The following is a 3,993-nucleotide window of genomic DNA, read 5'->3' as shown; positions in this document are numbered from 1 at the left end:
GAGATCGTGTAATCGGTGTAGGGCCTGGGACTCCCACCGAAGAAGATCAACAGGATGTGGCGGATCACCAATGACAGGCCGATCGTGATGATCAGCAGCTGGAACAGCCCGACCTTCCGTTTGCGCAGGGGTCTGAACAGGCCGACCTCGAGCCCACCGGAGAACCCCGCGGTGATGGCGATCGCGACGAGGGCGGCCGGGATCAGGTGGATGTCGATCCCCGGTCCCGAGCTCCAGAACCACGCGATGATCGCCCCGAACGTCACGATGTCCCCGTGCGCGAAGTTGATCAGTCCAGTGGTCCCGAAGATCAGGGACAGCCCGATCGCGGCCATCGCGATGATCAACCCGAACCGGATGCCGTTGGCGAACAGCTGCAGGAACCGGCGGAACTGCCGTCCGACGTCGGCAGACTCGCCGAAGCTGAAGATGACCCGCCGTGACGATCCCTCGCTGAGGATCGTGATCGAACGCGTGTTGCGCTCGTCGCGCAGCTCGACGTCCTCGGGCAGCGTCTCGACGACGAGCTCGACCTCGTAGCGGCCGGGCCCCGGGACGACGACCTCCCACTTGCCGTCGCGCCCGGACGTGGCCTCGCCGACCTTGCTGCCATCGGGGCCTCGAGCGACGAGGGTGACCCCCTCGATCGGCTCGTCGTCGGTCGTCAAGGTCCCGGTGAGCGACGTCTGTGCGCTCTCGTCCGCGCTCTGCTCGGTGGGCGACGGGCTCGCGGTGGGCGTCGGGGTGGTGCCGCTCTCTCCAGCGGACGCCTCGAGGACGAACGACGGTGAGCTGATCGTGGCCACGGCGAGGACCAGCAGGATGAGCAGGAGCCGGGGCCGATCCACCTGGCCGCTCCGCATCGAACCCGACTCCCGTGGACGTTCGCGCCTGCCTTCGGGCTGGATACTACTCGGCAGGAGCTCCCCGCCCGGTGAGCGGCGGGAACGGGTCCGGACCGGAGGCGGCATCCGCGCGCGTTGCCTGCCTCCAGCCGGGATCGCTCGGTACGATGCCCCTACGTCACGGGGAGAGCGGAGGCGCGGTGGTCCTCTCGGAACAGGTGGTCGGGGTCGTCGTGCTCGTGCTGGTCGCGGCGGTCGCGGTCCTCGCGGGTGTCGTGGTGGTCCTTCTGATGCGGCAGCGGCGGCTCCAGCGGGCCTACGCCGCGGTGCTCGATCCGGACCGCCGCGAGGATCTGTTCCAGGCGCTCGAACGGCACGTCGCCGAGGTCGACCGCCTCCGCGACGACCTCGGGGTCGTGCACCACAACACCGAGCGCCTGCGCGAGCTGCTCCGCGACACCGTGTCCCGCGTCGGGGTGGTCCGGTACGACGCGTTCGAGGAGATGGGTGGGGCGTTGTCCTTCTCCGCGGCGCTGCTCGACGAACGTGGCGACGGGGTGGTCCTCACCGCGATCAACGGCCGCGCCGAGGCCCGCACCTACGCGAAGCCGATCGCCGGTGGGTCCTCGGAGCACAACCTGTCGCCGGAGGAGCAGCAGGCGATCGACGCCGCCTTGGACGGCGCTGGAGGTGCGGCGCTGGAGGCACCCCGCCGGCGTCGGCGCCGCGCAGCCTCCTAGTCCCCTGCCCCTCGAGACCGTCCCGTGACCGTCGCGTACCTCGGCCCCCCGGGGACCTTCACCGAGACCGCCGCCCGCACGGTGGCGACGAAGGACGAACCGCTCGTCGAGCACGTCGACGTGCTCGAGGTGCTCCAGGACGTCGCCGACGGTGAGGCCGGACGAGGGGTGGTGCCGATCGAGAACACCCTCGAAGGTCCGGTGTCGGTCACCTTGGACACGTTGGCGTTCGAGGTGGACCTGCTGATCCAGGGTGAGCTCGAGCTACCGGTCGCACTGGTCGTCGCCACCCGACGCGACGTGTCCCTCGGGGACGTACAGGTCGTGCGGTCGCACCCGGTGGCGTTGAGCGCCTGCCGCCGCTGGCTCAGCGCCGAGATGGGCGGGATCGAGCGGCGCACCGCGACCTCGACCGCCCGCGCCGCCGAGCAGGTGGCCGAGGCCGAGGAGCCCCAGGCCGCGATCGTGAACCGGCTGGCGGCCGACCGCTACGGCCTCGAGGTCCGGGCCGAAGCGGTGTCCGACCGCGAGGGCAACGTCACCCGGTTCATCGTCGTGGGCCACGAGCTGCCGGCCGCGACCGGGTGGGACAAGACCTCGCTCGTGGTCTTCATCGAGGAGAACCGGCCGGGGGCGCTGCTCCAACTGCTCGAGATCTTCGCGGAGCGGGACCTCAACCTCACGAAGATCGAGTCACGCCCCACCAAGGCCGAGCTCGGTGAGTACTGCTTCTTCCTGGACGTCGAGGGCCACCTGGCCGACGAGCGGGTGGGGGACGCTCTGGCCGCCGTCAAGCGGACCCACCGGGACGTCAAGGTCCTGGGGTCGTACCGGCGGTCCGGGCCGCGGCAGACCGCCGAGGCCGAGCGGATCGCCGCCGACGACGCGGCCTACCGCGACGCTGCCGACTGGCTGTCCGGATGGCGTTCCCGCATCGAACGCTGACGGGACCTCCCGCGCCCGTGGCTACGCTCGCACCATGATCGATGTGCGCCTGCTCCGTGAGGATCCCGACTCCGTGATCGCTGCCCTCGAACGGCGCGGCATCGGACGTGAGGACATCGAGCGCGTGATCGAGCTCGACAAGCGCTGGCGGGAGGTCACCACCGAGGTCGAGGGCCTACGGGCCGAGCAGAACACGCGCTCGAAAGCGATCGCCACCGCCTCCGACGAGGATCGGCCGCGACTGATCGAGGCGGCGTCCGAGCTGAAGCAGCCGCTCGCCGTCGCGGAGGAGGAGCAGGCTGAGGTCGCCGTCGAACGCGACGAGATCCTCGCGACCCTCCCGAACCTGCCCCACCCGGATGCTCCGGACGGCTTCACCGAGGACGAGGCGGTCGAACGCCGCCGTGAGGGCCAACGCGCCACCTTCGATTTCGCGCCCCGCGACCACGTGGAGCTGATGCAGCCGAAGGACGCGGTCGACCTGGAACGGGCGGCCAAGGTGTCCGGCGCGCGGTTCTTCTACCTGAAGGGCGATGGCGCACTGCTCGAGTGGGCCCTGGTCCGCTACGCGCTCGACGTCGCCCAGCGCCACGACCACCTGCCGGTGATCCCCCCGGTCCTCGTCCGGGAGGACGCGATGTTCGGGACGGGCTTCCTCCCCACCGACGAGCAGCAGATCTTCCGGACCGACGAGCGCGACGACCTCTACCTGGTCGGCACCTCGGAGGTCGCGCTCGCCGGCCTGCACATGGACGAGATCCTCGAGGCGGTACCCGTGCGTTACGTCGGGTTCTCGACCTGCTTCCGCCGCGAGGCCGGGTCCTACGGCAAGGACACCCGCGGGATCTTCCGCGTCCACCAGTTCGACAAGGTCGAGCTGTTCTCGTTCGTCGGGCCCGAGGGCTCCAGCGACGAGCACGAACGGATCCTGGCCGTGGAGGAGGAGATCATGCACGGCCTGGAACTGCACTACCGGATCGTGGACATCCCCGTGGGGGACCTCGGGGCGTCGGCCGCGCGCAAGTTCGACATCGAGGGTTGGCTGCCCGGCCAGCAGGCGTACCGCGAGCTCACATCGTGCTCGAACACGACCGACTACCAGGCCCGGCGTCTGCGGACCCGCTACCGGACCGAGGACGGCGGCGCCGAGCTGGCGCACACGCTGAACGGCACCGCGATCGCCGTGCCACGCACGATCATCGCGGTCGTCGAGCAGCACCAGCGCGAGGACGGCAGCGTCGCGGTCCCCGAGACGTTGCAGCCGTACCTCGGACGCGACGTCCTCTTCGCCGGCTGAGGGTCGTCTGAGGACCCCCTCGGGCGCGTCCGTCTGACGCTGCGTTGGAGTCGCGAGGGACGCGGCCCACGGCTCGGTGACCGCCTGTGAGGGCGTGCGCTCAGCGAACCGGACTGGCACAACCGTTCAAGTCGCCCATATACCACGTCCGAACCACCTGGTGGCG

4 protein-coding genes are annotated in these 3,993 nt (G+C 70.3%); 3 read left to right on the top strand and 1 reads right to left on the bottom strand.

What is annotated here, in order from left to right; translation table 11 throughout:
* On the bottom strand, positions 1 to 848 hold an 848-nt coding region (locus KY469_22565), incomplete at its 3' end, for a branched-chain amino acid ABC transporter permease (protein MBW3665877.1).
* 197 nt (positions 849 to 1,045) lie between these two features.
* On the opposite strand from KY469_22565, the gene KY469_22560 reads away from it, so the two are divergent.
* The 3 genes from KY469_22560 to serS are packed head-to-tail and all read left to right on the top strand — an operon-like array spanning position 1,046 to position 3,827.
* Positions 1,046 to 1,585 carry a DUF4446 family protein gene (locus tag KY469_22560; GenBank protein MBW3665876.1) on the top strand — a complete coding sequence of 180 codons (540 nt, stop codon included), beginning with the start codon at positions 1,046 to 1,048 and terminating at the stop codon, positions 1,583 to 1,585.
* Positions 1,586 to 1,609: 24 nt separating this feature from the next.
* Complete coding sequence (gene pheA, locus KY469_22555; GenBank protein ID MBW3665875.1) at positions 1,610 to 2,530, top strand: prephenate dehydratase; 921 nt, start codon at positions 1,610 to 1,612, stop codon at positions 2,528 to 2,530.
* Positions 2,531 to 2,564: 34 nt separating this feature from the next.
* The gene (gene serS / locus KY469_22550; GenBank protein MBW3665874.1) at positions 2,565 to 3,827 is read left to right on the top strand and encodes a serine--tRNA ligase; all 1,263 of its coding nucleotides are present in this window, start codon (positions 2,565 to 2,567) and stop codon (positions 3,825 to 3,827) included.
* The last annotated feature ends 166 nt before the right edge of the window (positions 3,828 to 3,993 follow it).

This window comes from Actinomycetota bacterium, assembly GCA_019347575.1.
Classification (GTDB): Bacteria; Actinomycetota; Nitriliruptoria; order Nitriliruptorales; family Nitriliruptoraceae; genus JAHWKY01.
The sequence above is the reverse complement of the archived record's forward strand: the minus strand, read 5'-3'. Positions and strand labels throughout refer to the sequence as shown.